Annotated in this window: 24 protein-coding genes, 1 tRNA gene and 1 CRISPR repeat array; of the genes, 13 read left to right on the top strand and 12 right to left on the bottom strand. The window is 68.2% G+C overall.

Going from position 1 to position 24,197, the window contains the following annotated elements; all coding sequences use genetic code 11:
- Window positions 1-22: 22 nt before the first annotated feature.
- Window positions 23-148 (bottom strand): hypothetical protein, encoded by a 126-nt coding sequence (locus V5F59_RS10060; RefSeq protein ID WP_393981249.1) that lies wholly within the window; start codon window positions 146-148, stop codon window positions 23-25.
- Window positions 149-742: 594 nt separating this feature from the next.
- On the opposite strand from V5F59_RS10060, the gene V5F59_RS10055 reads away from it, so the two are divergent.
- From V5F59_RS10055 to cas2, 9 genes are all read left to right on the top strand, one after another.
- Entirely contained in the window at window positions 743-919 is a 177-nt protein-coding gene (locus V5F59_RS10055) for a type II toxin-antitoxin system PrlF family antitoxin (protein ID WP_393981251.1), read from the top strand.
- Between the two features lie 25 nt (window positions 920-944).
- Window positions 945-1,289, top strand: a complete 345-nt coding sequence (locus V5F59_RS10050) for a type II toxin-antitoxin system PemK/MazF family toxin (RefSeq protein WP_393981253.1) — start codon at window positions 945-947, stop codon at window positions 1,287-1,289.
- 79 nt (window positions 1,290-1,368) lie between these two features.
- The gene (locus V5F59_RS10045; RefSeq protein ID WP_393981255.1) at window positions 1,369-3,687 is read left to right on the top strand and encodes a CRISPR-associated endonuclease Cas3''; all 2,319 of its coding nucleotides are present in this window, start codon (window positions 1,369-1,371) and stop codon (window positions 3,685-3,687) included.
- Window positions 3,688-3,780: 93 nt separating this feature from the next.
- On the top strand, window positions 3,781-4,458 hold the full coding sequence (gene cas5c, locus V5F59_RS10040) for a type I-C CRISPR-associated protein Cas5c (protein ID WP_393981257.1): 678 nt from the start codon (window positions 3,781-3,783) through the stop codon (window positions 4,456-4,458).
- Complete coding sequence (gene cas8c / locus V5F59_RS10035; protein ID WP_393981259.1) at window positions 4,455-6,272, top strand: type I-C CRISPR-associated protein Cas8c/Csd1; 1,818 nt, start codon at window positions 4,455-4,457, stop codon at window positions 6,270-6,272. The genes cas5c and cas8c overlap by 4 nt, the downstream gene beginning before the upstream one ends.
- Complete coding sequence (gene cas7c / locus V5F59_RS10030; RefSeq protein ID WP_393981261.1) at window positions 6,262-7,203, top strand: type I-C CRISPR-associated protein Cas7/Csd2; 942 nt, start codon at window positions 6,262-6,264, stop codon at window positions 7,201-7,203. Before cas8c ends, cas7c begins: the two co-directional genes overlap by 11 nt.
- Window positions 7,204-7,213: 10 nt before the next feature.
- Window positions 7,214-7,867 carry a CRISPR-associated protein Cas4 gene (gene cas4, locus V5F59_RS10025; protein WP_393981263.1) on the top strand — a complete coding sequence of 218 codons (654 nt, stop codon included), beginning with the start codon at window positions 7,214-7,216 and terminating at the stop codon, window positions 7,865-7,867.
- A gap of 15 nt (window positions 7,868-7,882) precedes the next feature.
- The gene (gene cas1c / locus V5F59_RS10020; RefSeq protein ID WP_393981265.1) at window positions 7,883-8,914 is read left to right on the top strand and encodes a type I-C CRISPR-associated endonuclease Cas1c; all 1,032 of its coding nucleotides are present in this window, start codon (window positions 7,883-7,885) and stop codon (window positions 8,912-8,914) included.
- Between the two features lie 3 nt (window positions 8,915-8,917).
- The gene (gene cas2 / locus V5F59_RS10015) at window positions 8,918-9,208 is read left to right on the top strand and encodes a CRISPR-associated endonuclease Cas2 (RefSeq protein WP_393981267.1); all 291 of its coding nucleotides are present in this window, start codon (window positions 8,918-8,920) and stop codon (window positions 9,206-9,208) included.
- Window positions 9,209-9,390: 182 nt separating this feature from the next.
- A CRISPR array of direct repeats spans window positions 9,391-11,535; the repeat unit is 32 nt; unit sequence GTCGCCCCCTGCGCGGGGGCGTGGATCGAAAC.
- A 94-nt stretch (window positions 11,536-11,629) separates the two neighbouring features.
- Here cas2 and V5F59_RS10010 read toward each other — a convergent pair.
- The 5 genes from V5F59_RS10010 to V5F59_RS09990 all read right to left on the bottom strand — a co-directional run bounded on the left by V5F59_RS10010 (window position 11,630) and on the right by V5F59_RS09990 (window position 13,453).
- Complete coding sequence (locus V5F59_RS10010; RefSeq protein ID WP_393981269.1) at window positions 11,630-11,833, bottom strand: hypothetical protein; 204 nt, start codon at window positions 11,831-11,833, stop codon at window positions 11,630-11,632.
- Window positions 11,834-11,868: 35 nt separating this feature from the next.
- On the bottom strand, window positions 11,869-12,132 hold the full coding sequence (locus tag V5F59_RS10005) for a transposase (protein ID WP_393981271.1): 264 nt from the start codon (window positions 12,130-12,132) through the stop codon (window positions 11,869-11,871).
- A gap of 314 nt (window positions 12,133-12,446) precedes the next feature.
- Window positions 12,447-12,523 (bottom strand) — tRNA-Arg (locus V5F59_RS10000).
- Between the two features lie 203 nt (window positions 12,524-12,726).
- Window positions 12,727-13,032, bottom strand: a complete 306-nt coding sequence (locus V5F59_RS09995) for an ETC complex I subunit (RefSeq protein ID WP_393981273.1) — start codon at window positions 13,030-13,032, stop codon at window positions 12,727-12,729.
- Window positions 13,033-13,135: 103 nt separating this feature from the next.
- Window positions 13,136-13,453, bottom strand: coding sequence for a hypothetical protein (locus tag V5F59_RS09990; RefSeq protein ID WP_393981275.1), 318 nt, complete (start codon window positions 13,451-13,453; stop codon window positions 13,136-13,138).
- Window positions 13,454-14,213: 760 nt separating this feature from the next.
- Here V5F59_RS09990 and V5F59_RS09985 point away from each other — a divergent pair.
- From V5F59_RS09985 to V5F59_RS09970, 4 genes are all read left to right on the top strand, one after another.
- On the top strand, window positions 14,214-15,287 hold the full coding sequence (locus V5F59_RS09985; protein WP_393981277.1) for a glycosyltransferase family 2 protein: 1,074 nt from the start codon (window positions 14,214-14,216) through the stop codon (window positions 15,285-15,287).
- A gap of 98 nt (window positions 15,288-15,385) precedes the next feature.
- Window positions 15,386-16,861, top strand: a complete 1,476-nt coding sequence (locus V5F59_RS09980; RefSeq protein ID WP_393981279.1) for a glycosyltransferase family 39 protein — start codon at window positions 15,386-15,388, stop codon at window positions 16,859-16,861.
- 197 nt (window positions 16,862-17,058) lie between these two features.
- A complete protein-coding gene (locus tag V5F59_RS09975; RefSeq protein ID WP_393981281.1) occupies window positions 17,059-17,736 on the top strand; it encodes a response regulator transcription factor in 678 nt (225 codons plus the stop codon).
- On the top strand, window positions 17,733-19,082 hold the full coding sequence (locus V5F59_RS09970; protein ID WP_393981283.1) for a sensor histidine kinase: 1,350 nt from the start codon (window positions 17,733-17,735) through the stop codon (window positions 19,080-19,082). Before V5F59_RS09975 ends, V5F59_RS09970 begins: the two co-directional genes overlap by 4 nt.
- 17 nt (window positions 19,083-19,099) lie before the next feature.
- On the opposite strand, the gene V5F59_RS09965 is transcribed toward V5F59_RS09970, so the two are convergent.
- The 6 genes from V5F59_RS09965 to V5F59_RS09940 are packed head-to-tail and all read right to left on the bottom strand — an operon-like array spanning window position 19,100 to window position 24,001.
- The gene (locus tag V5F59_RS09965; RefSeq protein ID WP_393981285.1) at window positions 19,100-19,735 is read right to left on the bottom strand and encodes a class I SAM-dependent methyltransferase; all 636 of its coding nucleotides are present in this window, start codon (window positions 19,733-19,735) and stop codon (window positions 19,100-19,102) included.
- A 59-nt stretch (window positions 19,736-19,794) separates the two neighbouring features.
- Window positions 19,795-20,460 carry a tetratricopeptide repeat protein gene (locus V5F59_RS09960; protein ID WP_393981287.1) on the bottom strand — a complete coding sequence of 222 codons (666 nt, stop codon included), beginning with the start codon at window positions 20,458-20,460 and terminating at the stop codon, window positions 19,795-19,797.
- A 36-nt stretch (window positions 20,461-20,496) separates the two neighbouring features.
- Window positions 20,497-21,291, bottom strand: coding sequence for an SDR family NAD(P)-dependent oxidoreductase (locus V5F59_RS09955; RefSeq protein WP_393981289.1), 795 nt, complete (start codon window positions 21,289-21,291; stop codon window positions 20,497-20,499).
- Entirely contained in the window at window positions 21,281-21,949 is a 669-nt protein-coding gene (locus V5F59_RS09950) for an iron-containing redox enzyme family protein (protein WP_393981291.1), read from the bottom strand. The genes V5F59_RS09955 and V5F59_RS09950 overlap by 11 nt, the downstream gene beginning before the upstream one ends.
- Entirely contained in the window at window positions 21,946-23,433 is a 1,488-nt protein-coding gene (locus V5F59_RS09945; protein ID WP_393981293.1) for an AMP-binding protein, read from the bottom strand. Before V5F59_RS09945 ends, V5F59_RS09950 begins: the two co-directional genes overlap by 4 nt.
- Window positions 23,417-24,001 carry a thermostable hemolysin gene (locus V5F59_RS09940; protein ID WP_393981295.1) on the bottom strand — a complete coding sequence of 195 codons (585 nt, stop codon included), beginning with the start codon at window positions 23,999-24,001 and terminating at the stop codon, window positions 23,417-23,419. The genes V5F59_RS09945 and V5F59_RS09940 overlap by 17 nt, the downstream gene beginning before the upstream one ends.
- Between the last annotated feature and the right edge of the window lie 196 nt (window positions 24,002-24,197).

The raw sequence follows: 24,197 nt of genomic DNA, 5'->3' as shown, positions 1-24,197 counted from the left end.
CTCTTGCGAGCGGGAGCGATGCTCACTCGCCAGGCTGGTCGAGCGCGGCGATGGCCATGACCATGACCGAGCCGATGAGCATGATGGTGACGACGGTCTGCATGTCCTCCACCCCTGCTGCACTGCGGGAGGAGAAATTAAGCCTCACAGCCTCCTATGCTGCAATGCACAAATTGTCACGCCAGCCGTGCGCCCGGCGCGGGCTTGAAGCGGTCGAGTGAGACCACCCGGCAAGCAGAGGCAGGAGAAGATGGCGACCCCGGCAGGATTGCAGAAATCGCGATCTGCCAGAAACGTAGCTTGTCTCAGCCAGTCTCATCGCGTCGCTGAACCGAAAAGCGAATTAAGCGGCTTCCCGCTCACGCACGTGAACCGGCACCGCATTTATCTGCATACCGCCATCGACCGCTGGCGACCGCTACACCGGCAGCGCGAGCAGACGCTGCTCTGGGACCTCTATCCTGACGACAACGAGGGTGGGCATGGCGCCTTTCATGTGGTCCATGGCCACCACCACAGATCCTGGCGGGCCCGGTGTTGAAGAAGCACAGGACACTCGACACGTTCGCTTGGCGGACCGGCCGGCTGGTGGTGGGGATATTCAACGACGCGCTGCCAGGCGGACCGGTCGAGCTTATTGAGGTGGTTCGGGATTCATGATCCGGCCCCTGGCAAACGGGCTTTTTGCTCCAAGTAAAGATAATCCTTACGCTGGATCGTCCATCCCGAAGGAGGTGCCGGCATGATCGTCAGCAAGCTCACGTCCAAGGCCCAAACGACCATCCCCCAGGCCGTGCGCGCGGCCCTTCACTTGAAGGAGGGTGACGAGATCGCCTACAGCATCGAGGACGGCCGCGTGGTGCTCACCAAGGCCGGCCCGAAGGGCGGCGATGACCCCTTCGCCACCTTCAGCGAGTAGGACAGCGACGCAGACCGCAAAGCCTATGCCGACCTTTGAGAAGGGCGCCGTTGTCCGCGTTCCCTTCCCCTACACGGACCGATCCACCCTGCAGCACCGGCCGACACTGGTCGTCTCTCCTGGCGGCGTGGGCGAGGCCGCCGAGTTGCTCTGGGTGGTGATGATCACCAGCGCCGAGAACCGGCCCTGGCCGGGCAATGTGCCGCTCGAGGCCGACTACCGCCAGACCGGCCTGTCGGCGCCCTCTGTCATCCGCCCCTGCAAGATCACCACGATCGAGGCTCGGCTGGCGGAGCCCATCGGGGCGATGTCGCCGGCCGCGCTACGGAAGGTGGACGCGGAGGTTCGCAGGCTGCGGGGGTTTGCGTAAGCGGGAACGGAAAGATGGGCCCGCAGGGGTAGTGTCCGCGCCTTTTCGAAATGGCTGTGTGATGATCTGAGGTGCCGAGATGATCACCAAGGCTTACGCGCATTCCCTCCCCAGTTCTCCCTCGAACCAATGGGAAACACTGCGAGATCACTGTGATGCCGTCGGCTCGCGCGCCGCGGATATTGCCCAGCCCCTGGGATGGGCGGAAGTCCTGCGCCTCGCCGGGCAGTTGCACGATATCGGCAAGCTGTCTGCGGAGTTTCAGGCCTATATAGCGGGCGAGCGGACCTCCGGCGGCGATCATTCTTCCGCGGGCGCACGCATCGCGCTCGATCGCTACGGGCCGCATCTCGGGAAGGTCCTGGCCGCCATCATTGCCGCGCACCATGCCGGCCTTGCTGATGGCGATGACCTGGCGCGGCGGATGGCGGGGGCGGCTAAGCTGATCCCCACGGGCTGGCAGGACCATGCCGGGGTCCTGCCGGAGATGGCTGCTCTGGCCTCGCGGATGCCGTTGCCCGGAGGCCCGAAGGGCTTCGCCATGAGCTTCCTGGTGCGGATGCTGTTCTCCTGCCTCGTGGACGCGGATTTCATCGCCACCGAAGACTTCTATGCCAGGGCCACGGGAAACCACGCGGCGCGCGGTGGGCACACGGACCTTGCCGCCCTGCGCGGCCGTCTCAACGCCTTTATGGCCGCCCTGCGTGCCGACGCCCCGGCAAGCGCCCTCAACACGCTGCGTGCCGATATCCTCGACCATGCGCTGGAAAAGGCGGACCTCGCGCCGGGCCTGTTCAGCCTCACGGTGCCCACCGGCGGCGGCAAGACGCTGGCGTCGCTCGCCTTCGCGCTGGACCATGCGGTGCGGCACGGGCTGCGGCGCATCATCCTTGTCATTCCCTACACCTCGATCATCGAGCAGACGGCGCAGGTGTTCCGCGACGCGCTCGGCGCACCCGACGACATCCTCGAGCATCATGCGAGCTTCGACTGGGAGCTGGCGCGGGGAGCGCGCGCGGTCGATGACGAGTCGCCCGATGCGATACGGAAGCTGCAGCGGGCGGCAGAGAACTGGGACGTCCCCATCGTCGTCACCACCGCGGTGCAGTTCTTCGAAAGCCTGTTCGCCAGCCGCACCTCCCGCTGCCGCAAGCTGCACAACATCGCCGGCAGCGTGGTGGTGCTGGACGAGGTGCAGACCCTGCCGCTGCCCCTGCTCCTGCCAAGCCTCGCCGCCATCGAGCAGCTGGCGCTGAACTATCGCACCAGCGTGGTGCTCTGCACCGCGACCCAGCCGGCCCTGCGCCGGATCGACGGGGCTCTGCGCGATGCCCACGGCGTCTCCATGGGCCTCGACCTGCCGCCGGAACGGGAGCTGGCGCCGAACCCGGCCGGCCTCTATGGCAAGCTCAGGCGCGTGGCGGTGGAGCGGCAGGCGGCACCGGTGGCGGACGAGACGATTGCAGCGCGCTTCGCCGAAGCCCCGCAGATGCTGTGCATCGTCAACACGCGCCGCCATGCGCGGGCCCTGTTCGACGCCATAGGCGCCCTGCCCGGCGCGGTGCATCTCTCCACCCAGATGTGCGCCCGCCACCGCCGCCTCGTGCTGGCGGAACTGCGGGAGAAGCTGAAGACCGGCGCGCCGGTGCGGCTCGTTGCGACCTCCCTCATCGAGGCTGGGGTGGACATCGATTTTCCCGAGGTCTGGCGCGCCGCAACGGGCCTCGACGCCATCGCCCAGGCGGCGGGCCGAGCCAATCGCGAGGGCCGGCTGAAGGATGCGGAGGGACGGCCGCGGTTGGGGCGCGTGGTGGTGTTCGAGCCTGCGGACGGGCTTTTGCAGCACGACATCAGGCTGCGCTGGCAGGCCACTCAGCCGGTGCTGGCGCGCCACGCCGACCCCCTCGGCCTCGATGCGGTGCGGGACTATTTCGCCGAGCTTTACTGGAGCAAGGGCGACGCCGCGAGAGTGTTCGATGCTGCCGAGGTGGGGACCTATCCCGGCATTCTGCCGGCCATCGCCGAGACCGCCCGCAGCCTCGACTTTCCCTTCCGCTCCATCGCCGAGGCGTTCCGCATGATCGACGAGGACGTGATGGAGCCGGTGGTGGTGCCGTGGGCGGCCGGTCCACAGGATGACGATGCCGAACAGCTTCTCGCCCGCATCGCCGCGATGGAACGCCCGGCCGTCGCCGATCTCAGGCGGCTGCAGCAATATGTGGTGCCCATCCCGAAGAAGGCGCGCGACGAATGGCTCGGGCGCGACGCGCTCATTCCAGTGCATCCCGGGCTCGGCGCGGCGATCCTGCGCTTTCCCGACCTCGGCCACTATCGTCCGCTGACCGGGATCGATCTTGCGGACCTCGGCCAGCGGGACGCGGGAATGAACGTGTTCTAGGCGGCATCGAGAGGGACACGCTTGGCCTTGCATTGAGATTGCTCAAGCGAAACTATTCCCGCAAAAGTTGATCGCAAGGGGGGAGCGATTCGCATGTCCTATGGAGTCCGGCTCCACGTGTGGGGTGAACGCGCCTGCTTCACCCGCCCGGAGATGAAGGTCGAGCGCGTCTCCTATGACGTGATGCCCCCCTCCGCCGCCCGCGGCATTCTTGAGGCAATCCACTGGAAGCCGGCGATCCTGTGGGTCATCGACGCCATCCATGTCCTGCGGCCGATCCGCTTCCAGTCCTTCCGCCGCAACGAGGTGGGTGCCAAGGCCAGCGCCGCCACCGCCGCTACCGCCATGCGCGGCGGTACCACGGCGGGGCTCGGCATCGTGGTGGAGGACAACCGGCAGCAGCGCGCCACCCTGTTCCTGACCGATGTGGCCTACGTCATCGAGGCTCATTTCGAGCTGACCGCCAGGGCCGGGCCAGAGGACAGCGAGGCCAAGCACCTCAGCATGTTCAACCGTCGCGCGGCGGGCGGGCAATGCTTCCACCGCCCCTGCCTCGGCACCCGCGAATGCGTGGCCGATTTCGCCCTCATCGCGCCCGGCGACCCGCTGCCCGAAAGCACCCTGCCCGCCGACCAGCGCGAGCGCGACCTCGGCTGGATGCTGCACGACATCGATTTCGCCAACGGCAACACCTCGCGCTTCTTCCACGCGCGCCTCTCCGGCGGAGTGCTGGACGTGCGCCGCTGCCTCGCAGACGGCACCGTGTCATGACCATCCTGCAGGCGCTGGACCGCTATTACGACCGGATGGCGGAGCGAGGGGAGGCCGAACCGCCCGGCTTCTCGCGCGAGAAGATCGGTTTTGCCATCGAGATCGCGACGGACGGCACGCCCGCCTCGGTGCTCGATCTGCGCGCCGCAAGCGGCAAGAAACTCGTGCCGCAGCTCCTCTCCGTGCCGGCTGCGGTGAAGCGCACCGCGGGCATCCTGCCCAATCTGTTGTGGGACAAGAGCGCCTACGTGCTTGGCCGCACGGCGGGCGACGGCAAGCGCACTTCGCAGGAACATGATGCGTTCAAGGCGGCGCATTTGCAGTTGCTCGCATCGGCCGACGACCCGGGCCTCATCGCCCTGCGCCAATTCCTCGAAGGCTGGGCACCGGAGCGATTCGATGCGCCGCCCTTTTCCCCCGACATGCTGGACGCCAACATCGTGTTTCGCCTCGCCGGCGAGAAGAGCTTCATCCATCAGCGCCCGGCGGCGCGTGCGCTCCTCGCCGCCAGGACCGGAAGCGAAGGCACGCCCGTGCCCTGCCTCGTCACCGGCCGGGCGTCCCTCGCCCAGCGGCTGCATCCGACCATCAGGGGCGTCAACGGCGCACAATCCTCCGGGGCGGCGCTGGTCTCGTTCAATCTCGATGCATTCACCTCCTACGGCAAGGAGCAAGGAGAGAACGCGCCGACCTCGCAGGACGCCGCGTTCCGCTATGGCGCCGCGCTGAACGGCATGCTGGAGCGCGCCAGCCGCAACCGCCTCTCGCGTGGCATCGGCGATGCGACGGTGGTGTTCTGGGCCGACACCTCGCAGACGGTGGACGAGGCGGGTGCGCGGGCGGCGGAGGACTGGTTCACCGCCTTCGCCGAGCCGCCGGATGATGCCGACGAGGCAAGGAAGGTGCGCGAGCGGCTGGAGCAGGTGCTCGCCGGGCGCCCGGTGGAGGCGCTCGATGCCAGGCTCAGCCGCGGCACCCGCTTCCACGTGCTCGGCCTCGCCCCCAATGCGGCGCGGCTTTCGGTGCGCTACTGGCTATCGGACGATTTCGGCGCCTTCGTCGAGCGCCTCGCCGGCCATTACCGCGACCTCTCCATCCTGCCGCGCCCGTGGGGCGAGCGGCCGCCCTCCATCGCCTGGCTGCTGCTGAAGACCACGGCCATGCAGGAGAAATACGAGAACATCCCGCCCATGCTGGCCGGCGAGGTCGCCCGCGCCGTGCTGGACGGCACGCGCTATCCGCGCGCGCTGCTCGCCGCCGCCATCATGCGGCTGCGCGCCGGCGACGATCCCGCCACCGGCTGGCACGCAGCGATCATCAAGGCCGTCCTCACCCGCGACGCCCGGCTGCGGCGACTCGGCACGGATGCAACCGAAAGCCCCGAACGCGCCAAGGAGGAACCGCCCGTGAGTCTCGAAAGGGACAATCCCGACCCGGCCTACCAGCTCGGCCGCCTGTTCGCCGCCTATGAGACGGCCCAGCGCATGGCCCTCGGAAAGGTCAACGCCACCATCCGCGACCGCTATTTCGGCGCGGCCTCGGCGACCCCGGCCAGCGTCTTCCCCCTGCTCATGCGCGGCGTGCGGCCCCATTTGGGCAAGCTTCGCAAGGGCGGCAAAGGCGCCTGGCTGGAGCGGGAGATCGAGGAGATCACCTACCGCCTCCAGCCGCCCCTGCCGCGCTCGCTGCCGCTGGAGGCGCAGGGCCGCTTCGTGCTCGGCTACTACCATCAGCGCAAGGGCCAGTTCGCCGACCGCGAGGCGGCAACGGAGATCGAGGGTACGGATGCGGAGGACACCGGCAATGACGAGTGAAGCGACCGGCCTCGCGCGCCGGCACGAATTCGTGCTCTTCTTCGATGTGGTCAACGGCAACCCGAACGGCGACCCCGACGCCGGCAACATGCCGCGCCTCGACCCCGAGACCAACCTCGGCCTCGTCTCCGACGTGGCGCTGAAGCGCAAGATCCGCAATTACGTGGCCCTCGCCCGGCCCGATGCGCCCGGCCACGAGATTTACATGCGCGACGGCGCGACGCTGAACACCGAGCACAAGCGTGCCTGGGCGGCGGTGATGCCCGAGGTGACGAAGGCGGAAGACCTCAAGAAGGGGCCGAAGGACGACGCCAAGGCCCGCGATCTCACCCGCTGGATGTGCGCCAACTTCTGGGACATTCGCACCTTCGGCGCGGTGATGACCACCGGCGTCAATGCCGGGCAGGTGCGCGGCCCCGTGCAGATCGGCTTTGCGCGATCTGTCGAGCCGATCCTGCCGCTGGAAATCTCCATCACCCGCCTCGCCGCCACCACCGAGGCCGATGCCGAGGCCAAGGGCGGGCGCACCATGGGCCGCAAGCACATCGTGCCCTACGGCCTCTACCGCGCCCACGGCTTCGTCTCGGCGCCGCTCGCCTCCCACCCCACCAAGGGCACGGGCTTTTCCGACGCCGACCTCGACCTCCTGTTCGAAGCGCTCGCCAACATGTTCGAGCACGACCGCTCCGCCGCGCGGGGGGAGATGGCCACCCGCAAGCTCGTCATCTTCCGCCACGGCTCGGCCCTGGGCAATGCGCAGGCGAGCGCCCTGTTCGATCGCGTGGAGACGTGGCGGCTGTTCAAGGGCGACCAGTACAGGCCCGGCGACGAGCGCCTCGACAATGCGCCGCCGCCGCGCAGCTTCGCCGACTATGCCATCACCCTCGACCGCGACGGCCTGCCGGACGGCATCGAGATCATCGAGCGGTAGGAGGCGCCCCGTGCCCGCCTCCCCCATCGACCGCGAGACCGAGGAGGCGCTGATCCCCATCTCGGCGCTGCAGCACTTTCTGTTCTGTCCGCGCCAATGCGCGCTCATCCATGTGGAACAGCTGTGGGCCGAGGACGCCGCCACCGCGGAGGGGCGACTCATGCACGAGAAGGCGGATTCCGGCCGGCCCGAGCGGCGTCCGGGGGTGCGCATCGCGCGGGGGGTGGCGCTGCGCTCGGTCGCCCTCGGGGTCACCGGCAAGGCAGACGTGGTGGAGTTTCACGGCGCGCCGGGCACGGGCGAAGCCCGACCGTTCCCCGTCGAGTACAAGCGCGGCAAGCCCAAGGCGCACCGGGCGGACGAGGTGCAGCTCTGCGCCCAGGCCATGTGCCTTGAGGAGGCGTTCGGCGTGGCTGTGCCCGAGGGCGCGCTCTTCTATGGCGAAACCCGCCGCCGCCAGGCCATCGCCTTCGACGACGACCTCCGCGCGCTGACCGCCCGCACCGCCGCGGCGGCCCACGCCGTGATCGCGGCGGGGGTCACGCCCGCCCCGGTGCTTACGCCCGGATGCCGCCGCTGCTCGCTTGAGGCGCTGTGTCAGCCGGCACGGATGCAACGGCCCCCTTCGATCGCACGGTGGCTCGCCGCGCAGCTGGAGGCGTGAGGCCTCATGCGGCGGATGCTCAACACCATTTATGTCACCAGCGAGGATGCCTGGCTGCGCAAGGACGGCGCCAATCTCGTCATCGAGGTGGACGGCGCCGAGCGGGGCCGCGCGCCACTGCACATGCTGGAGGGGCTCGTCAGCTTCGGCCGGCCGGGCGCCTCGCCCGCCCTCCTCGCGGCATGCGCGGAAGCTGGTATCACGGTCTCCCATCTCGATCCCAACGGCCGCTTCCTCGCCCGCGTGGAGGGGCCGCGCACCGGGAACGTGCTGCTGCGCCGCGCCCAGTTCCGCGCGGCCGATACGCCTGAGCGCGCTGTAGTGATCGTCCGCGGTATCGTCGCGGCGAAGGCGGCCAACCAGCGCACGGTCATCCGCCGCGCTCTGCGCGATCACGGCGATAGCCAGCTTACCGATGGCCGGGAAGCGCTGGAAGGGGCCGAACGGCGGCTCACCGATGTCGCCCGCCGTACCCTTGTTGCGGCCGAGGTGGGGCAACTGCGGGGGCTGGAGGGTGAGGCGGCGCAGGTCTATTTCGGCTGCTTCAACCACCTCCTGCGCACCGTCGATCCCGCGTTTGCCTTCGGCGGCCGTTCGCGCCGTCCGCCGCTCGACCGGATCAACGCCTTGCTGTCGTTTCTCTATGCCATGCTGGGGCACGACTGCCGCTCCGCACTCGAAGCCCACGGCCTCGATCCGCAGGTGGGCTTCCTCCACGCCGACCGGCCCGGCCGCGCCAGCCTCGCCCTCGACCTGATGGAGGAATTGCGCCCGGTGCTTGCCGACCGGCTGGTGCTGAGTCTCATCAACCGCCGGCAACTGGCGCCGGCGGATTTCATCATGGAGGAGGCGGGCGGCGTGCGCCTGACCGATGAGGCGCGCAAGCGCGTCCTCATCGCCTGGCAGGAGCGCAAGCGGGACGAACTGACCCATCCCTTCCTCGGTGAGGCGCTGCCGCTTGGTCTCGTGGCCCACGTGCAGGCACAACTGCTCGCACGCCATTTGCGCGGCGATCTCGACGGCTATCCCGGCTTCGTCTGGAAATAAGCGATGCTGATGCTCATCGCCTATGATGTCTCCACCGAGACCTCCGCTGGCCGCCGCCGGCTCCGCCGCGTGGCGCGGGCCTGCCTCGACTATGGCCAGAGAGTGCAGAATTCCGTTTTCGAATGCGAGGTCGATCCGTCCCAGTGGGTGACCCTAAGGGCGCGGCTGATCGCCGAGATCGACACCGCGAAGGACAGCCTGCGCTTCTACCGGCTGGGCGCGGAGGGCCGGCGACGGGTGGAGCATGTGGGCGCCAAGCCCGTACCGGATCTTGATGGCCCACTGGTGTTCTGACCCCGCGCGAACGTGAAGCGCACATCCCCAGCCCGGGATGTTCGCGCGTTACAATTTTCATTGTAATATAGCCACTTAGCGTGGCACCCCCCTCGACACGCTCCGTCAGCGCCGGCGAACCGCTCCGGTTCGCGCTGCGAACCTCTTTTTACCAATCCGCCCAAGCTGCTAAGGAGGCAGCCGTCGCCCCCTGCGCGGGGGCGTGGATCGAAACACGAGCGCGCACAGCGATGGCTCGCGGTCCCGGTGTCGCCCCCTGCGCGGGGGCGTGGATCGAAACTTAGCTCGAAATCTCTCCGAGACCGGCGGATACCGTCGCCCCCTGCGCGGGGGCGTGGATCGAAACGGAGGTGGGGGCGGTCTCGGCGCCGGCGGGGAGCAGGTCGCCCCCTGCGCGGGGGCGTGGATCGAAACCGGCTCTATCCTCTTCGCGACCTTGGACGCTACGTCGCCCCCTGCGCGGGGGCGTGGATCGAAACACCGCAGACTACGGCGGTGACGCGCTCGACAATGGTCGCCCCCTGCGCGGGGGCGTGGATCGAAACACCGGCCACGGCGCAGGGCGAGGGCCTGTCCCGGAGTCGCCCCCTGCGCGGGGGCGTGGATCGAAACAAGTTCTTCAGCCGGGAAGATCGGGATGTCGCGGGGTCGCCCCCTGCGCGGGGGCGTGGATCGAAACCTCTTTCTCGTGCCCGGATCCACCTTCAAGGTGAAGTCGCCCCCTGCGCGGGGGCGTGGATCGAAACACATCGACTGGGATGCGGACGGATCGTTCGCGTCGTCGCCCCCTGCGCGGGGGCGTGGATCGAAACATGGAAGTGGGGCTGTATGCCGACGATTCGGACGAGTCGCCCCCTGCGCGGGGGCGTGGATCGAAACTGGTGCTCAAGGGGAGGAAGTGATGTCGCTTGCGTCGCCCCCTGCGCGGGGGCGTGGATCGAAACTGGTTCCACGCTTGGACCAAGCTGTCGCCCTGTAGTCGCCCCCTGCGCGGGGGCGTGGATCGAAACGCTCAACGGTGCGCCAGAGGCCGGAACGGGGAGGGTCGCCCCCTGCGCGGGGGCGTGGATCGAAACCCACATGAATGACCGGACGAACATGACGCCCCGGGTCGCCCCCTGCGCGGGGGCGTGGATCGAAACGTGCACTGGCTGGAGGCGAAGGCGCGTCGCGAGGGTCGCCCCCTGCGCGGGGGCGTGGATCGAAACTCGCTGGCGTCTTCCTTCTCCGGCAGGCTTTCCGTCGCCCCCTGCGCGGGGGCGTGGATCGAAACTCGTGCGTCCACGTTGAGGATCGGGAGGGCAAGAGGTCGCCCCCTGCGCGGGGGCGTGGATCGAAACCTTCACGGTCTCGGCGAGCTTGTCGCGCTGGACCGTCGCCCCCTGCGCGGGGGCGTGGATCGAAACAGGGATGGGTGCACGAACGTCTTCGGTGGCCGGGTCGCCCCCTGCGCGGGGGCGTGGATCGAAACTTCAAGTCCTGGGTGCACGAGCGTCTCCGGTGGCGTCGCCCCCTGCGCGGGGGCGTGGATCGAAACTTGCGTACGCAGCTCGGGCGATGGACCTCCCTGAGTCGCCCCCTGCGCGGGGGCGTGGATCGAAACTGCGCCGGGGAGATCATCTACCTAACGGGTTGGGGTCGCCCCCTGCGCGGGGGCGTGGATCGAAACATCCGGCAGGCTCGCTTGCCCGTCCCGCCGTCTAGTCGCCCCCTGCGCGGGGGCGTGGATCGAAACTCCTCGCCGCCCAGCCGCTCGCTCAGGCGCAGGTGTCGCCCCCTGCGCGGGGGCGTGGATCGAAACGGTGTTCGAGATCACAGACGGAAAGATCAGCCTGTCGCCCCCTGCGCGGGGGCGTGGATCGAAACAACAACACTTCCTACAACCAGACTCTCTCCACTCGTCGCCCCCTGCGCGGGGGCGTGGATCGAAACGGCCAGACCAAGGTGCAGCGCCTGTTCCTGCACCGGTCGCCCCCTGCGCGGGGGCGTGGATCGAAACTCCGAACTGAAGGGGCAGGCTAAGATACGCTCTGTCGCCCCCTGCGCGGGGGCGTGGATCGAAACACCTCGTGGTCGGTCCACGTATCCTGACGTGGATGTCGCCCCCTGCGCGGGGGCGTGGATCGAAACCATCGTGATCGGGGCGAAATCGGTCGGCATCGCGGTCGCCCCCTGCGCGGGGGCGTGGATCGAAACGCCGCGGCGGGGGATCTCTACACCGGCCCGGCTGTCGCCCCCTGCGCGGGGGCGTGGATCGAAACGGCAAGGTGCTCCTTGGGGCCACCCATGGGCACAGTCGCCCCCTGCGCGGGGGCGTGGATCGAAACCTATTCGGCGTGAAGGGACGCCGCGTCTACGACGTCGCCCCTGCGGGACAGCCGCCAGCGCCCTGCTGCCGAGCGCCCGCTTGCGTCCGCCGCGTCAACGCACCACGAGCTGTTCCTCCCGCTTCAGCAGGATCGCCAGCCGACGGTAGCCGAACCGACGGCGCTCATTGGCAAGCTCGTGCATGCGCGTGCGGACGGCACCATCGCCATCCGCCGCGCGCTGGTACTGGAAGCTCGATCGATCCACCCCGATCAGCCTGCAGGCCCGGCGCTCCAAGTCGCCGTGATCGTCGATCACGCGCTTCACCGTTGCGAACCGTGCCGCAGGCGAGCTCAGTTTTTTCCCAGCGGATCCTTCAGCACCGCATTGTCGAGCATCTGCTCGGCCAACAGCTTCTTCAGCCGCCGGTTCTCCTCCTCGAGCGTGCGGAGCCGCGCCGTCTTGGAGGCCGTCATGCTGCCGTACCGAGCCTTCCACGTGTAGAGGGCGGCGGCGGAGACCCCGTGCTTGCGACACACGTCGGCGGTCTTCATCCCCGCCTCGTGCTCCTTCAGCACCGAGATGATCTGTTCCTCGCTGAAACGGCTGCGCCACATGGTCCTTCTCCTGGTCGAAGGACCCGACTTATCTGTGGCCGGAATTCAAGGGAGCACGTTAGCCTGCGGAAGGCCACCGCTTGACGCCTAGCCGAAGCTGGATGCAGCAACCAGGCGATCAAGGCGATCACCGGCCATAAGACCGATGCGGAGGTAGCTAACTATACCGCCACGGCCAACCAAGCGCGCCTCGCCGACCAGACCATGGCGTCCACCTATGGAATGGAGGGCGAACAAAAAATCGTCTAACCCGTGCGAAAGGCGAGACACCCCACCCCCTAGGCACTTGATATAATAGGGGAAAAATATGAGGATGGCGACCCCGGCAGGGCTCGAACCTGCGACCTAGTGCTTAGAAGGCACTCGCTCTATCCAGCTGAGCTACGGGGCCGGCGCTTCGCATTTAGAGTGTTTGCGAGCGAAGTCGATACCGGTTCGCTTGAAGAAAGCGCAAAAATCCGCGCCGCCAGCGACCGTCGATGGCGCACGGCGGGAACGTTGCGCCGCCTCGCAAGGCGTGTCCGGCACACCATCGCCTCGTGCGCCCACGGTCCGGCCGCCCGCGAGGCCCTGCCGAACCGGCCGCAGCGAACGTCAGTGCGTCCACTGCCCCATGCGGGTGAAGGCGAAATTGTCCGAATAGGCGATGCGCCTGCGGCCCGCCTCGTGCGGCTCGGACACCTGGAAGGGAATGCCGCGCTTCTGCGCATAGGCCACGGCCTCTTCCTTCGTCTCGAAGGTCAGGCGGATCTGGCTGCGCATGTCGGCGGAGGAGGTGTAGCCCATCAGCGGCTCCACCATGCGGGCGTGCTCGGGCTCGTAATCGAGCACCCATTCCTTGGTCTTGGCCACGCCCGACTGCATGGCGTTGCGCGACGGCTTGTAGATACGTGCCACCATGTGCTCAGCCCGTCCTCACGGGGTGGCGCAGGCGCTCGCCCGCCACCCCCTCGTCCAATCCTGACCGTCTATAGTCACGCGGCGCGGCGAAGACAACCAGCCCTCAGCCGCCGCGCAGAACAAGGCATTCCGCCGCGGCCTGGGCCGATTCGGAGGCCGTCAGGTGGCTAATCTTGCCAGACAGCACGAGGGTGCGGGTCTGTTCGGTGACCACAGCGCGCCCGTCCGCGCCCTTCACCAGCATCGGCGCGCTCGCCTGGTAGATCGCCTTGGCCTCCGGAGTGAGCTTGGCGGCGCAGCGATCAGCGGCGGCCCTGTCCGCAAGCGCCGGCGTTCCCGCCAGGATCGAGACCGCGAGAAGGCTTCCGAAAGCAACGCCCCGGCGCACCATGCCCGGCCCGGCCGACACCCGATTCCGCATCCACATGCTCCCTGTCGTCCGCCCGGTGAGGGGCGGGAGAACGGGCTTTGAGCCGCACTTGGCCACGGAATGCAAGAGGGAGTGGCGCAAACCGCAGATCCCAGCGGGCCAAGCCCTGCCGCCTGCCGCCTGCTCCCGACCACCGCCGGACACCACGCAGGGGCACGGGCTCATGGCGAGGCAAAGGGCCCCACGGCCAAGGGACCGGAGACCGGCGGCTCGGCCTGCCCGACCGGGCGGCCGCCCCCGATCGCGTGGGAGCCCCTGCCCCTGCACGCGCACGGCAGGAGGATGCGCCGACGCCTGCCCCAAACCAGATCAATGCCAGATCAAGACAATTATTGTGCTACAGCTTGAGCCACACGGCTGTAAGCCGCCTGTAAGGTTCGCCCCCTAAGGTGCGCCGAAAGCCGGCAGGTGAAATCCAGATGCGGGAACCGATGACATATAATAAAAAAATGACTTCGACATCATCGCACCCGCCACACCATCTTGAATTTGAACCACAGATCAAGCCCATAAAATATTCGCACACCAATAATAACCGCACAAAATTAATCAAAACAATACTTTCTCAAGCTTTCAAAACACGAAATTTCATGAGTCTCGGCGATAACGGATATTGCGCCGGGGACATGGCTCCAGGACATCTGGCATTCCGCCTGCCGGTCGACGCAGGCGGGGCCCGGCGATGAATTCGCACATCATGCTCCCGCAGCATGGAATCGGAACCAAGCTGACGCCCCCGACGACGCCCGCATTGTCCGTCATTGTTCCCACGTTCAACGAACGCGACAATGTGGAAGTGCTGTTCGCCCAGCTCGATGCGGCGCTGGCCGGGATCGCCTGGGAGGCGATTTTCGTCGATGACAATTCCCCCGATGGGACAGCGGAAGCTGTTCGCGCCATGGGGGCCCGCGATGCCCGTGCGCGCTGCATCCGTCGCGTCGGACGCCGCGGCCTTGCCGGCGCCTGCATCGAGGGCATGCTGGCGGCCCAGGCGCCCGTGGTTGCCGTGATCGACGCCGATCTGCAGCACGATGCGAGCGTTCTGCAGACCATGCTCGAACACGTCCAGGCGGGCGCCGATCTGGTGGTCGCCAGCCGCTACACCGAGGGCGGCAGCGCCTGCGGGTTCGACCACCAGCGCCGCGGCTGGCTGAGCCGGACCGCCAATGCGCTGGCCCGCGGTCTGCTCGCCGTGACCACCACCGACCCCATGAGCGGATTCTTCATGATCCGCCGCAATGCCGTGGAGGAACTGGCGCCGAACCTGTCGCGCCATGGCTTCAAGATCCTGCTCGACATCCTCGCCACGTCAAAGGGACGCCTGCGCAGCGTGGATGTCCCCTTTGCCTTCGGCGTGCGGCAGGCCGGCGAAAGCAAGCTCGACAACCGCGTCCTGCTGGATTTCGGCGCGCTCCTGGCCAGCAAGTGGATCGGCGCCGGGCTCTCGCCCCGGTTCCTGTGTTTCGCCGCGGTCGGCACCCTCGGGCTGCTGCTGCACCTCGTCGCGCTCAGGGCCGCGCTGGCGGCCGGCGTGGGCTTCACCAACGCGCAGGCCATCGCCACGGTGTGCGCCATGACATCCAATTTCGCCATGAACAATGCGCTGACCTACCGGGACCGGCGCGTGCGTGGCTGGCGTGTGTTCCCGGCCCTCGCGACGTTCTATCTCATCTGCGGCGCCGGAGCGGTGGCGAACGTGGGCGTGGCCGGCTGGGTGTTCTGGAGCGGCTCGCGCTGGTGGGTGGCGGGCATCGCCGGCTCCCTGATCGGCGCCGTGTGGAACTATGCCATGAGCAACGTCCTGGTCTGGGGTGCCAGCGAATGACGGGCGCGATCCCTACGTCCCCTGCCCCGATCGCCTTTGCAGGTGCGAATGCGGGGCACGCGGCGGCCCCGGCGCGACAGATATCGCCCACCGCAGCCATGCTGACGATCCTCCTGTGCGCCACGCTGATGCGGGTGGCGTTTGCCGCGACCACGGGCCTCGGCAACGACGAATCCTATGCTGTCGTCACGAGCCGCGTGTTGGCCCTGAGCTATTTCGACCACCCGCCCATGACGTGGTGGCTCGTTCACCTTTCGGTCTTCCTGACGGGGTCGGAAGCTCCGCTGGTGGTCCGCGCGCCGTTCCTAGTCTTTGCCGCCCTGTCGACCGTCCTCATGTATCGGCTGACGGCGCGGTTGTTCACCCCGTGGGCCGGGGTGCTGGCGGCGCTGATGATGGCCTGCGCCCCGGTGCTCGGCGTGACGAGCGCGTCATGGGTGTTGCCGGACGGGCCGCTGATCGCGTTTCTCCTGGCCGGCACTCTGGTGCTGGCGCGCGTGCTGTTCGAGCCGGATGCGCATCCAGCCGGCTGGCTGCTCGCGGGGCTGCTCGGCGGCCTCGCCATGCTGTCCAAATATCACGGGGCCTTCTTCTTCATCGGCACCTTCGTGTTTCTCCTCACCAGCCCGGATCACCGCTTCTGGCTGCGCCGGGCATGGCCTTATGCGGGGGCGCTGGTGGCGCTTGCCGTGTTCGCCCCGGTGGTGGTCTGGAACGCCCAGAACGACTTCGTCTCCCTCGCCTTCCAGGGCGGGCGGGCGGCCGCGGCGCGGTTTCAGCCCTGGATGTCGCTGGTGGTGATCGGCGGCGGCGCCCTGTTCCTCACGCCCTGGATCTGGGTCGGCCTGGTGGGCTCCGGGTGGCGGGCGTTGCGCGCCAACATCAGGGCGCCGCGCTCTTGGCTGCTCCTGTGCCTGGGCTGCGGGCCGATCCTGCTGTTCCCGCTGATAGCGGCATGGTCGCCGTCCAAGCCCTTCTTCCATTGGGCGGCGCCCGGATACCTGATGCTGTTTCCCCTTCTGGGCCGCGCCATGGCCCGGCGCTGGACCTACCACGCCGCAACCCGGCGCTGGGCTTTCGGCTCGGCCGCGTTCGTCGGCGTGGCGATGGGGGCCATCATGATCCTGTCGCTGGTGCCCACGCTGTCGGCTATTGGCGCCGGCCCGCCCCGCGACCCGCTGCGGGAGCTTGCGGCATGGAGCGACCTTGACGATCAGTTCCGGCAACTCGGCCTCACACCGGATCGCTACCCCCTCGTCGTGTCGCGGATCTGGCACGAAGGCGGAAAAATCGGCTATGCGCTGGGAGACCGCTGGCCCATCGCCTGCATCGGCCAGGATTGCCGCGGCTTCCGCTTCACCCATATGGAGCAGGGCCGGGAGGGCGCGGACGCCGTGGTGGTGGTTTCGGGTATCCCGCGGGCGGAGGAAATCGCCGTGCTGGCCTCCCACTTCGCCCGGCTGGAGACTGTGTCCACCTTTGATCTGCGGCATGCTGGCGCGCTGATCGGACCGGCGACCATCCTCATCGGGCACTCCTACCACCGCGACGGCGAAACCGGTGGAGCGTCCTGAGCCAGCGTGATCCGCCAAAGGCAATTTACATGCGAGGTGCCCAGATCAGCCGGCCTTCTTCTTGCCTCGCCTGCCGTTATGGCAACCGGATCGAGTTTTGACATAGATCAAATTTGCACCGGACCCGTGAGATGACGGCCACAGCTTTTCTGCCATATTCCCAATGCAGCAGTGCGGACCGCCCCGATGGACCGGTCATGCGCATTCTCCTTGTCGAAGACAATATGGCCCTCAACGACCTGACGGCGAACGCGTTGCGCGGCGCGGGTTTCGCCGTCGATTCCATGCATGCGGCGGCCGATGCCGAGGCGGCGCTGCGCAGCACCGCCTATGACGCGGTCATCCTCGATCTCGGCCTTCCGGATTTCGACGGCATGGAACTGCTCAATGCCATCCGCCGTGCCGGGCTTTCAACGCCTGTGCTGCTGGCCACGGCACGCGACGACGCCCCCTCGGTGGTTGCCGGGCTCAACGGGGGCGCAGACGACTATTTGCGCAAGCCGTTCAACATGGAGGAGCTCATCGCCCGCGTGCGGGCGCTGCTCCGACGCCCGGGAACTCCACTCGGCATCGCGCTCCGGGAAGGGAATATCGAGCTTGATACCGCCGCCCGGCGCGCGAAGGTCGGCGGGGCGCAGTTGGATCTGAGCCGGAGGGAAGTCGGCGCGCTTGAGCTCCTGATGCGCCGTTCGGGAGCGGTGATTTCCAAGTCCGCCATGGAAGAGGCCCTGTACGGGTTTGGCGAGGAAGTCAGCTCGAATGCGATCGAAGTCCTGATCCACCGCCTGAGGAAGAAGCTGGTCAGCGTGGGCGCGGATCTGGAGATCCACACGTTGCGCGGCATCGGCTACCTTTTGTCGGGACGCCGGCCGTGAAGCGGCTGGTCAGCGGCCTGTTCGGCCGGCTGATGGCAGGCATGGTCATCGTCAGCGCCCTTGCCGTTTTCGCAACGGCGATCTTTCTCTACGTGCGGTTTGACGCCCTCAACACGCGGTTCCGAGAGGGCACGCTGCACAGCTTCGCGAAGAGCATCGCCAAGGACGTCCAGGTCGTCGGAAAGATCGTCACCGCGCAGATCCGTCAATCGACCGTCCACCGCATCGCCCAGGAGGGTGGCCATTTCATCGTGCTCGGCCCCACCGGCGCGCGGCTTGCCGGCTCGGCGGACACGCAGGACGCCTTCGTGCCCGTCGAGGACATGGAGGAGCATTATTTCGAGCTTCCGAGGGGAAACTCGCCCGACGCGCTCTATGGCATTTCCATGCGGTTGCCGGGGGCGACGCCGGTCCACGTGCAGGTGGCGTTTCCGAGCAGCGACGTCGTTTTCGATTCGGTGCTCGAGGAGTTCATGCAGGATATCGCATGGCTGTGGATCCCCTTCATGCTGCTGATGCTGGGAACCAACCTCCTCGTCGCCCATATCGCGCTGCGCCCTCTCGTCCAGACGGTGGAGGAGGCCGAAGCCATCCAGCCCGGCGGCGTCCTGGTCACCCTGAGCGAGAAGAAGCTTCCCAGCGACGTGCTGGCGCTGGTGCGGGCGGTGAACCAGGCGCTCGGCCGCCTCAGGGAGGGCTATCGGGCGCAGGAGGAGTTCGTCGGCGACATGGCGCACGAGCTCCGGACCCCGCTCGCCGTGATGAAGGCGCAGGTTGCCGCGATCGACGCGCCCCATGCACGGGTCCTCGAACGGGAGCTCGACACGATGGCGCGGCTGGTCGAGCAATTGCTGGACCGGGTGCGCCTGGGCCGCTTCCGCATCGAGCCCCGCGACGTGGTGGACCTGCGCGAGTGCGCCCGGGAAACCTGCGCTTTCCTCGCACCGCGGATCATCGCCCGCGGACGATCAGTCGAGGTGATCGCCGGTGACGACCCCGTGCTGGTGGCGGGGGGGCGAGATGATGTGTTTCGCGCCCTGCGCAACCTGGTCGAGAACGCGCTGGAACACTCTCCGGAGGCCGGCCTGATCTCCGTCGAGGTCACCGATGCGCCGCCGGCCATCCTCGTGCGCGATGGCGGCCCGGGCTTCCCCGGCGACGTGCTCGATGCCGAGAACCGTCGCCGCGGCCTGGTGCGCAGCGATCGCAGGGACGGGGTCGGCCTCGGGCTCTCCATCGTCGAGCGCACCATGCTGGTCCACGGCGGGCAGCTCAGGCTCTCCAACGCGCCAACCGGCGGCGGCTGCGCGGCGATGCTCTTCCCCGCGCCGGCGCGGACCGGTTGAAGGCGGCATTCGCCCCCTCAGGCCAGCGGGCGGCGCGCCACCGCGATGAGGCCCTTCACCCCGAAGGGCAGCTCCACCGATTGAATGACGACCGCCTCCTCCGGGAAGCCCGCCGCCTGGAGCAGGCGGCGCAGATCATCTGCGGAATAGGTGGCGTGGGTCTCGGCCGCCGCGAAGGGCCACGTCTCCATCGTGGACCGGTCCGTCACGTAGAAGGCGGCCCTGCCCCCCGGCGCCAGCACGCGAAAAACCTCCGCGGCAGCGCGGCCTTCGGCATCGAAGAAATAGGCCACATTGACGGCGAGCACCTTGTGGAAGCTCGCATCCGCCCACGGCAGGGCGCGGGCATCCCCGCCCACGAGAACCATCCGGCCCTCGGTAATGGCGCCGGCGTTTCGCCGCCGGGCTTGCCACAGCATGGCGGGCGAGGCGTCGAGGCCAAAGATGCGCCCCCTCGGCACGCGCCGGGCGAGTTCCGCGAGCCCCGCGCCGGGACCGAACCCGATCTCCAGGACATGGTCCTCGCACGTGGGCTGGAGCGCATCGATGGCGAGACGGTTCGGCGTCCGGTTCACCTGCGCCATGAGCCAGCCGGTGAGATGGCCGGCCAATCCCTCGGGATGCGCAAGCTGGCGGCCGAACCGGTGCCACACGCCCGGGTCCGGCCGCCTGTCGGCCGGCCTCGCCAGCGGGGGATGCGGATCCGGCGCTCTCACAGCTTCGCCTGGATCTGGTCGAGCTTCTCGTGGATCACGAGGCGGCGGTTCTGGTCCCACAAGGGACGGTCGGGGTGGGCCGGAATGGCCAGGGCGTGGCTGAAGGCCTCCCGCGCCTTCGCATACTCGCCCTGGGCCAGCAGGAAGTCCCCGTAGAAATACCATGCGTCGAGGCCGTTGGGCGCATCGCTGGTGGCCTGTTCCAGCAGATGACGGGCCTTCTTCTTGTCACCGAACGCCACCGGAAAGCCGGGCACGCGATAATAGAGCACGCCGAGGCTTGTCGGCGCGCCCGAGTCCAGCGCCGTGGGGCTCATCTTGTAGGCCTTCTCCAGCGTGTCACGCGCGCGGGTGGCCAGCGACAGCGCGCTGATGGGATTGACCATGGACGCCCGCTCGCTGGTGAGAATGCCGTCCCAGATCAGCGCCTCCACCCGGTCCGGATATTTCGCCGCCAGCGCGTCCGCCTCGGCGCCGAGGGTGTTCATCTGGTCGGTCTGCTTGTCGCCTTCAGGGACGGTGAACTTGATGGTCTCCCACTTGATCTGGATCTGGCGGACCTGCGTTGCGACAGGATCGTCGGCAGCGCGCGCCGCGGGAGCGCCGATGGTGACGGCGGCCAGCAACAGGGCATGAATGAACGTGTTCGGTCGGATCCGCATGGGGGAAACTCCTCGGGTTTGTGACGTTTGCGCCGATCAGGCGGCGGCGCGCGTGGACGTGCGGGCGAGGGCTCGGTCGATGAGCTTGGGTGCGAGGCGCTGGATGAGCACGAACAGGCGCTCCGGCCCGGCCGGATAGGTGGAATCCCGTCCCTCCTCCACCGCCCTCCAGATCTGGGAGGCAACCCGGTCGGGCGCGTCGAGGCGCATGCGGGTCTCGGCGATAAGATCGCGGAAGGCGGCGGCCGCGTCAGTTCGGGTAGCCCGCGGGGCCGCATAGGTGACGCCGATGCCAAGAGGCTTCCATTCCCGGCGCAGGGCGCTGGAGAACCCCCGAAGCGCGAACTTCGAGGCCGAGTAAGCAGCAAACCCCGGATAGGCGATGTCCCCGAACACAGACCCGACGTTCACCACCCGCGATGGGCGCGCCGCCGCCAGGAACGGCGCCAGCTCACGGGTCAGCGCCATGGGGCCCACCACATTGGTGCGGAAGGTCTCTTCCAGCAGCGCGTCGTCGCTTTCATCGAGAAGCCCGCCCTCCACGATGCCCGCGTTGTTGACGAGCACGTCGAGCGCGCCCCAGGCGTCCGCGATCCGCGTCGCGATCCGCGCGCGGTCGCTGGCGACGGTGATGTCGGCGGCGATCAGGACGGGATCGGCACTGGCAGGAAGCAGCGCGGCGGTGTCCTCCAGCGCGCCGCGGCGCCGGCCGCACAGCGCCACCTTCGCGCCGCACCGGGCCGCCTCCAGGGCCAGGGCCCGGCCAATGCCAGAGCCGCCGCCGGTGATGAGGACGCGTTTGGCCTTTCGGGATCCGGCTTCACGCGGCATGGCTCAGCTCCAGGCCCGCGCCGAGATCGCGGAAGATGTCGCCATAGAGCCGGTAGAACATCTTCGCATGATCGATGACGATGTCCTGGACCACCGGATCGTCAAAGCCGTCCACCAGCTTGCGAAAGAAGGCCACGTGCTCCTGGTCGAGGCTGCCGTGGGAGGTGAGATACGAAAAGCCGGTCTCCCCGTCCGCCCCGAACAGCCGCTTCAGAGTGTCGGCGAGCCGGTCGGCGAGGAACACCGACATGCCTTCGAGCACATGAACGCTGCCAAGCATGGCATAGGGGCTCACATGCTCGATGGCGTGATAGGTGAAGGCCACCATGAGGCGGCAGGCCGGGTCCGGGCGGCCGTTGCGCACCGCGTCGGCATCTCCGCCCATGGCGCGAATGTCGTCGAGGATCCACTTCTCGTGGCCTCGCTCCTCTTCCATATACTCCACCAGCGCATCTTGATACCGCTCGTCCGTGGTTCGCGAGGCGGCCAGCGCGAGCAGCGGGAAGGTGTGCTTCACATGGTGGTAGGCCTGCGTGAGGAAGGCGATGTAGAGGCTCTTCGGCCCCCCCGAGCTCAGCGCGCGCTGCACGAGGGGGATTGCGAGAAACTGGTCACGCTCGGCGGCCGTTTCCCGCGTGAGGCGATCGTAGAAGGTCATGGCTCAAGCCCTTGTGCATGGGGAGAAGGAGCGGCGCGGAGGGTGGGATCATCCGGGCTGGAGAGCAGCACGCGCGCCGCCTGCCGGCGGATCCGGCCATTCGCGGTGATCAGGCTTTGGCCCTTCGCCTCGGCGAGGCTCAGGACCTTGACGTGGCCGGGTCGCGCATAGGCCGGCAACTGCGCGCAGCGGGTGGCGATGCGATCCTCCACCGCCCTTGCCCCGGCATCCGCGAACCAGCCCGACGCCGCGGGGGTCGGGACCACAAGGGCGGCAAGGCCGGCGCCGGATTCCGCCACTGCGCAGAAAGCGACGCCCGGGTCGTCGAGGATGGCGGTTTCCACCCATTCGGGGCTCACGTTGCGCCCGAGCTGGGTGCAGACAACGTTGTCCTTGCGCCCGAAGACGGTGAGGCGTCCCCCGTCGCCGAGGGCGCCGATGTCTCCCGTCGCCCAGGGGTGCATGGCCGGGCGGCCCCCGAGATAGCCGTCGCTGACCGATGGACCTTCGACCAGGATCTCCCCCTCCCGGATGGAGACGGAGAGACCCGGCAGCGGCTCGCCCACCGTGCCGGGAACCCGGGCGCCGGGCCGGTTCAGCGCCACGACCGAGCAGCACTCGGAAAGCCCGTATCCCTCGTGGACCGGAATGCCGAGCTGCCAGGCCAGCTCCGCGAGGCGCGGCGGCACCGGCGCTCCGCCGACAGCCACGAAGCGCATGCTGTCCGGTGCCCGGCGCCGGTGCGCCAGCAATTCCGCCACCCACACCCGCAGCAGTTCCGGCACCACCACGCCGGTCGTCGGGCGATGAAGCTCGAACGCCGCGGCAAGTCCCGCCGGCGCCCCGCGACCGACAGCCTCGGACAGCTCCGTCGCGAAATGGGCGCGGCCGCCCACGAATGCCGGGATGAAGACGGCGCATAGGCTTTCCAGCAGCAGCGACAGCGGCAGCACCGACAGGTAGGAATCATCCTCGCTGGCCCGTGTCGCCTCGGCGAGCGCCGCGGTGGACCACGCGAGCTGGCCGCTCATGTGCCGAACCCCTTTGGGTTGGCCTGTGCTGCCCGACGTATAGATGACGGTGCCGAAGCCCTCGCGGAATGCGGGCATCTCCCCACCCTGCCCCGTGACCGCGATGGGCAGGCAGGCGATGCCAGCCGGCAAGGCATCTCCGACATTTTCGGCGAGCACCATCTCCACGCCGGCATCGCGCAGGATGTGGGCGAGCTGCTGCGCGCTGAAGAAGGTGGGGAGCGGCACCGCGACACGCCCCGAGACAACGCAGGCGAGCTGGGCCACGGCCCACGGCCGCCCGCTCGACGCGTGGATGCCGATGACGCGGATGGTCTCAGGTATCTGCTCGGCCAGCCGGGCCGCATCGGCCATCAGCCCGGCGCGGGAGAGACTGCCACCCCCGTCCGTGAAAAGATGGCGATCCGGATCGCGGCGGGCGTGCGCCGCCACGGCCTCAAAGAAGGTCCGCATGGCAGGACCTCGCGACTGTCGGCGCACGGGCGGCGAGCAGCTTCGCGCCGCAGACGCCATAGACCTTGGGCTCCGTTTCGTAATAGCGCCCCCAGGCACCGGGATCGGGGACCCGGCTCGCGGCGGCATCGGCGAGGTGGATGGGAGCGAGGCGCCGACGCTGGACGAGGAGAGCGAGGCGCCGTGTCAGCGTGAAGAAGGACCACGACATGCCGCTTCTGGCGCCGAACCCGATGATGTCGTCCACGAAGGCCGCGATTTCGCGGGGGGAGCGGCTGGCGAGCGTCGTGACCTCGTAGACCTCATCCCGGTGCACCTTGCACCCCGTGGCCCGGGCCAACGCGGCCTCCACCGGCTCCGCCAGATACTGCTCGGAAAAGAAGCCGTCAGCGGCCAGCCTCAGACCGGCGGCGCACATGATCTCGCCGCGGGGCCCGACGCGGCACATGAGATGATTCGCGAACTGCTCGATCCGGGCACCGAATTCGCGGGCGTAGATCTCCCGGATGAAGGCTTCCACCCGTGGACGGTCTGCGTCCGTCGGCTCGACGATGTATACGGATTTCATGTCCACGCGTCCCGCCGTTGAAGGGCGAGTGGACCTTGCGAAGCCCAGCTTACGCCCGGCTTACGCGGTCAAGGAAAGTCCGAGGAGATAATCCGGCCATTTTGCGGCGCGCCTTTATGGCCCGGCCGGAAGCCACACGGGGCGCTCACGTGAAGAGATCCGAGGTCGCGGCGCCGGTGGTCGCTCACCGTGGCGA

The organism is Xanthobacter nonsaccharivorans (assembly GCF_043194755.2).
GTDB classification, from domain to species: domain Bacteria; phylum Pseudomonadota; class Alphaproteobacteria; order Rhizobiales; family Xanthobacteraceae; genus Xanthobacter; species Xanthobacter autotrophicus_G.
This window is presented reverse-complemented; position numbering and strand designations above follow the sequence as displayed.

Coding starts and splice junctions, on each gene's coding strand:
- V5F59_RS10055 (WP_393981251.1), top strand. CDS start 743: ATGATCGTCAGCAAGCTCACGTCCAAGGCCCAAACGACCATCCCCCAG.
- V5F59_RS10050 (WP_393981253.1), top strand. CDS start 945: ATGCCGACCTTTGAGAAGGGCGCCGTTGTCCGCGTTCCCTTCCCCTAC.
- V5F59_RS10045 (WP_393981255.1), top strand. CDS start 1,369: ATGATCACCAAGGCTTACGCGCATTCCCTCCCCAGTTCTCCCTCGAAC.
- cas5c (WP_393981257.1), top strand. CDS start 3,781: ATGTCCTATGGAGTCCGGCTCCACGTGTGGGGTGAACGCGCCTGCTTC.
- cas8c (WP_393981259.1), top strand. CDS start 4,455: ATGACCATCCTGCAGGCGCTGGACCGCTATTACGACCGGATGGCGGAG.
- cas7c (WP_393981261.1), top strand. CDS start 6,262: ATGACGAGTGAAGCGACCGGCCTCGCGCGCCGGCACGAATTCGTGCTC.
- cas1c (WP_393981265.1), top strand. CDS start 7,883: ATGCTCAACACCATTTATGTCACCAGCGAGGATGCCTGGCTGCGCAAG.
- cas2 (WP_393981267.1), top strand. CDS start 8,918: ATGCTGATGCTCATCGCCTATGATGTCTCCACCGAGACCTCCGCTGGC.
- V5F59_RS10005 (WP_393981271.1), bottom strand. CDS start 12,132: ATGTGGCGCAGCCGTTTCAGCGAGGAACAGATCATCTCGGTGCTGAAG.
- V5F59_RS09995 (WP_393981273.1), bottom strand. CDS start 13,032: ATGGTGGCACGTATCTACAAGCCGTCGCGCAACGCCATGCAGTCGGGC.
- V5F59_RS09990 (WP_393981275.1), bottom strand. CDS start 13,453: ATGCGGAATCGGGTGTCGGCCGGGCCGGGCATGGTGCGCCGGGGCGTT.
- V5F59_RS09980 (WP_393981279.1), top strand. CDS start 15,386: ATGCTGACGATCCTCCTGTGCGCCACGCTGATGCGGGTGGCGTTTGCC.
- V5F59_RS09975 (WP_393981281.1), top strand. CDS start 17,059: ATGCGCATTCTCCTTGTCGAAGACAATATGGCCCTCAACGACCTGACG.
- V5F59_RS09960 (WP_393981287.1), bottom strand. CDS start 20,460: ATGCGGATCCGACCGAACACGTTCATTCATGCCCTGTTGCTGGCCGCC.
- V5F59_RS09955 (WP_393981289.1), bottom strand. CDS start 21,291: ATGCCGCGTGAAGCCGGATCCCGAAAGGCCAAACGCGTCCTCATCACC.
- V5F59_RS09950 (WP_393981291.1), bottom strand. CDS start 21,949: ATGACCTTCTACGATCGCCTCACGCGGGAAACGGCCGCCGAGCGTGAC.
- V5F59_RS09945 (WP_393981293.1), bottom strand. CDS start 23,433: ATGCGGACCTTCTTTGAGGCCGTGGCGGCGCACGCCCGCCGCGATCCG.
- V5F59_RS09940 (WP_393981295.1), bottom strand. CDS start 24,001: ATGAAATCCGTATACATCGTCGAGCCGACGGACGCAGACCGTCCACGG.